The sequence below is a fragment of the uncultured Pelagibacterium sp. genome (assembly GCF_963972885.1).
Classification (GTDB): Bacteria; Pseudomonadota; Alphaproteobacteria; order Rhizobiales; family Devosiaceae; genus Pelagibacterium; species Pelagibacterium nitratireducens.
In genome coordinates, this window is sequence record NZ_CAXAXY010000147.1 from 1 (window position 1) to 4,285 (window position 4,285).

Genomic DNA, 4,285 nt, shown 5'->3' on the forward strand with positions numbered 1-4,285 from the left:
TCCTTCCCCTGGGGCAAGCCCATGCGTTGGGGGGCAGGGCGTCTTGAATGGGTCCGCCCGCTGCGCGCCATCACCGCAACCTTCGGCCCCGAGGGCGAAGAGCCCGACGTTATCGAGTTCGAACTGGGCACTGTCACCTCGGGCAACACCACCTACGGCCACCGGTTTATGGCCCCCGATGCCATAAAAGTCCGCCGCTTTGACGATTACGTGCAGGCGCTCGAAAAGGCCCACGTGGTGCTCGACATCGACCGCCGCAAGCAGATCATTCGCACCGACGCTGAACAGCTCGCCTTCGCCCAGGGGCTCGACCTGATCGTCGATGAGGGCCTGCTCGAAGAAGTCGCCGGACTGGTCGAATGGCCCGTAGTCATGATGGGGTCGTTCGACGAGGCCTTTCTCAAGGTGCCCGAAGAAGCCATCATCGCCACAATCCGCGCCAACCAGAAATGTTTCTGCCTGCGCGACGCCTCGACGGGTAAACTGGCCAACAAGTTCATCCTGACATCGAACCTCATCGCCGAGGACGACGGTAAAACCATCGTTGCGGGCAATGAGCGCGTCATCCGCGCCCGCCTGTCCGATGCCAAATTCTTCTACGAAACCGATCTCGAGACCCCGTTGCTCGACAATCTTCCCAAGCTCGAAGATGTCGTCTTCCACGCCAAGCTGGGCACCCAGGCCGCCCGCCTTGCCCGCATCGAAAAACTCGCCGCCGAAATCGCCCCGCTGGTCGGCGCCGATGTTGAAGACGCCAAGCGCGCCGCAAAACTCTCAAAGGCCGATCTGCCCACCGGCATGGTCGGCGAATTCCCCGAACTCCAGGGCCTGATGGGCCGCTATTACGCGCTTGCTCAGGGCGAAAAGCCCCAGGTCGCCACGGCCATCGAAGAACACTACAAGCCGCTAGGCCCCTCCGATCGCGTGCCCGCCGAACCGGTCGCCATCTCTGTCGCGCTTGCCGACAAGCTCGATATCCTCACCGGCTTCTGGGCGATTGATGAAAAGCCGACCGGCAGCAAAGACCCTTACGCCCTGCGCCGCGCTGCGCTGGGTGTGATCCGGCTGATCGTGGACAACAAGCTGCGGCTCTCGCTCAACCGTTTTGTGTCGGACGCCAATTTGCTGAGCTTCTTCCATGACCGCCTGAAGGTGTCGCTCCGCGATTCCGGCGCCCGCCACGACCTCGTCGATTCGGTGATCTCGTCCGACAGCGACGACATCCTGCAGATCGTCTCGCGCGTTGCTGCGCTGTCCTCGCTCCTCGCTGCCGAAGACGGCAAGGCTCTGCTGGCCGGTTACAAGCGCGCCGCCAACATCCTCACCGCCGAGGAGAAAAAGGACGGCCGCGCCTATGCCGACCCGGTCGATGCTGCAAGGCTTTCCACCCCCGAGGAACAAAGCCTCGCGGCCGCCATCGCACGGGCCCGCACCGACGTGATCGCTCGCCTCGAAAACGACGACTACGCCGGCGCCATCTCGGTTCTCGCCTCGCTCCGCGCGCCTGTCGATGCCTTCTTCGAATCTGTCCTCGTCAACGACCCCGATCCGGCCATCCGCGCCAACCGCCTCAATCTTCTGGCGTCCCTGCGCGACACGATGCATCTGGTCGCTGACTTCGGTAAGGTCGCAGGCTAGGGAACTACGGCCTGGCCAAGCGGTTATGAACGCCACATAGGGGATTTATTACATGAGCGTCGGCCTACTCGCCCTTCTCGATGATGTTGCCGCCCTCGCCAAGGTGGCGGCGACTTCGGTCGACGATATTGCCGGCCAGGCGATGAAAGCCGGTGCCAAGGCGGCCGGGGCTATGATCGACGACGCCGCGGTGACGCCCAAATACGTCCAGGGCTTCAAACCCGAGCGCGAACTGCCAATCGTCGGCAAGATTGCTCTGGGTTCGATCAAGAACAAGCTGATCTTCCTCCTGCCTGCCGCCCTCCTGCTCAGCGCCTTTCTGCCCTGGATGATCAATCCCCTCCTGATGCTGGGCGGGGCCTATCTGTGCTATGAAGGCGCCGAAAAAATCTATGAGGCGGCGTTCCCACACCAGGCACACGAGCACGAGAAAAAGGTGGTTCCGTCCGCCGCCAACGCCGAAAAGCTCGAGGCCGAAAAGGTCGCCGGCGCAATCAAGACCGATTTCATCCTGTCCGCCGAAATCATGACCATCGCACTGGCGCAAATCCCGGCCGGCAACGTCGTCAACCAGGCGCTGGTGCTTCTGGTCGTGGCCCTTGGCATGACAATTCTCGTTTATGGCGGTGTGGCCCTGATCGTCAAAGCCGACGACGTAGGGCTTTATCTGGCAAAGGATGGCAAGACCGGCCTGGGCCGTGCCATAGGCCGGGGGCTGGTCGCGGGCATGCCCGTCTTTCTCAAATGGCTTGCCATCGTGGGCACCGCCGCCATGCTCTGGGTCGGCGGCGGCATCATCGTCCATGGGTTGGCAGGCATGGGCTTTGCCGGGCCCGAGCACTGGATCGAAGACGTCGCTCACTTGGTAGAAGGCGCGGTCCCCGCCATTGCGGGCGCTCTCAACTGGCTTACCATTGCCGTTATCTCGGGCATCCTCGGCCTCGTGATCGGATTCATCCTGATCCCGGTTGCCGAGTTCGCCATCGCGCCGGTGCTGGCCCTGTTCCGCAAGGAAAAGCCGGTCGCACACTGAACCGCTGGAATCGCCTGAGTTGAGGAGAGTTGAGGTTAGCGTCCCTTGAACGGCGCCATGCCCTCATTGGCCAGCCGGTCGGCGCGCTCATTGAGGTCGTGCCCCGCGTGCCCCTTCACCCAGTGCCAGGTGATGGTGTGCCGCTTGGTCGCCGCATCAAGCGCCTGCCACAGTTCGACATTCTTGACCGGCTTTTTCGCTGCCGTCTTCCAGCCATTGCGCTTCCAGCCATGCAGCCAGCCACCAATGCCGTTCTTGACATATTGGCTGTCGGTGTGGATTTCCACGGCGCAGGGTCGCTTGAGCGCATTGAGCGCCTCGATGGCGGCCGTCAGCTCCATCTGGTTGTTGGTGGTCTGGGCCATGCCGCCCTTGAGCTCTTTGACCGTACCATTGTATTCAAGCACAGCGCCCCAGCCGCCGGGGCCCGGGTTGCCTGAACAGGCCCCGTCGGTATGGATCACCACCGTCTCGCTCAATGCCCCGACGCCTCTTCAAGCTGGCGCAGGACACGCGGGATATTAAACGCGATATTTTCTTCAGCCGTCACCGCGATCTCGACATTGACCGTAAACCGCTCGGCAAAGGCTTCGATCACCTCTTCGACCAGCGATTCCGGCGCCGAAGCCCCGGCCGTGATGCCCAGCGAAGAAATATCCCCGAACTGATCCCAGTCGATGTCCTCAGCCCGCTGGACCAGCACCGAAACCCTGCATCCGGCCCGCTCGCCCACTTCCACGAGGCGCATGGAGTTCGAAGAATTGGGGGCGCCCACAACGATCATCGCATCCACCCGCGGCGCCACGGCCTTTACGGCTTCCTGCCGGTTGGTGGTGGCATAGCAGATGTCTTCCTTGGCCGGCACCGAGATATTGGGAAACCGGCTCTTGAGCACCATCACCATGGCGCTTGTGTCATCCACCGACAGCGTGGTCTGGGTCACCAGCGCCAGATTGTCCGGATCGCGCGGCGCAAATGCCTCGGCATCCGCAACCGTCTCGATCAGGGTAATCTTGCCTGGCGGCAATTGCCCCATGGTGCCGATCACTTCGGGGTGCCCACGATGGCCGATCAGCACGATATCGTGGCCGTCCTCGGCGTGACGCTGGGCCTCCACATGCACCTTGGTCACCAGCGGACAGGTGGCGTCGAGAAAGAACATGTTGCGGTGCTTGGCTTCGGCGGGCACCGATTTGGCCACCCCATGCGCCGAAAAGATCACCGGTGCGTCGGTGCCCTCGGGAATTTCCTCGAGCTCTTCAACAAACACCGCACCCTTGGCCCGCAACCCATCCACCACGAATTTGTTGTGAACGATCTCATGGCGCACATAGACCGGCGCTCCATACTTTTTGAGCGCCAGATCCACGATCTGAATGGCACGATCCACACCGGCGCAAAATCCGCGCGGCGCGCACAACAGGATGTCGAGGCTGGGCTTGTCGGTCATGGTTCTCACATGCGGTTTGTCCCTGCCCAAGTCAAGCCACCTTGCTGTGAGCTTTTGCACGAGCGCTTCCAGCAAAAGTTGCAGACTTTTGCGGTTCGGAAGCGCGAGCAGGCAGATGAGCGCTTCCAGCAAAAGTTGCAGACTTTTGCGGTTCGGAAGCGCGA

4 protein-coding genes are annotated in these 4,285 nt (G+C 62.0%); 2 read left to right on the forward strand and 2 right to left on the reverse strand.

The window, feature by feature from the left end; genetic code table 11:
- Both glyS and AACZ55_RS15545 read left to right on the forward strand, forming a co-directional pair.
- The coding region (gene glyS, locus AACZ55_RS15540; RefSeq protein ID WP_339647555.1) for a glycine--tRNA ligase subunit beta at nucleotides 1–1,638 on the forward strand (1,638 nt) is incomplete at its 5' end.
- Between the two features lie 52 nt (nucleotides 1,639–1,690).
- Nucleotides 1,691–2,671, forward strand: a complete 981-nt coding sequence (locus AACZ55_RS15545) for a DUF808 domain-containing protein (protein WP_339647557.1) — start codon at nucleotides 1,691–1,693, stop codon at nucleotides 2,669–2,671.
- 35 nt (nucleotides 2,672–2,706) lie between these two features.
- On the opposite strand, the gene rnhA is transcribed toward AACZ55_RS15545, so the two are convergent.
- Nucleotides 2,707–3,150 carry a ribonuclease HI gene (gene rnhA / locus AACZ55_RS15550; RefSeq protein ID WP_339647558.1) on the reverse strand — a complete coding sequence of 148 codons (444 nt, stop codon included), beginning with the start codon at nucleotides 3,148–3,150 and terminating at the stop codon, nucleotides 2,707–2,709.
- Entirely contained in the window at nucleotides 3,147–4,121 is a 975-nt protein-coding gene (ispH, locus tag AACZ55_RS15555; RefSeq protein ID WP_339647559.1) for a 4-hydroxy-3-methylbut-2-enyl diphosphate reductase, read from the reverse strand. Before ispH ends, rnhA begins: the two co-directional genes overlap by 4 nt.
- Nucleotides 4,122–4,285 lie beyond the last annotated feature (164 nt).

What these genes read in the sequence shown, in the direction of transcription:
- AACZ55_RS15545 (WP_339647557.1), top strand. Translation starts at nt 1,691, where the DNA reads ATGAGCGTCGGCCTACTCGCCCTTCTCGATGATGTTGCCGCCCTCGCC.
- ispH (WP_339647559.1), bottom strand. Translation starts at nt 4,121, where the DNA reads ATGACCGACAAGCCCAGCCTCGACATCCTGTTGTGCGCGCCGCGCGGA.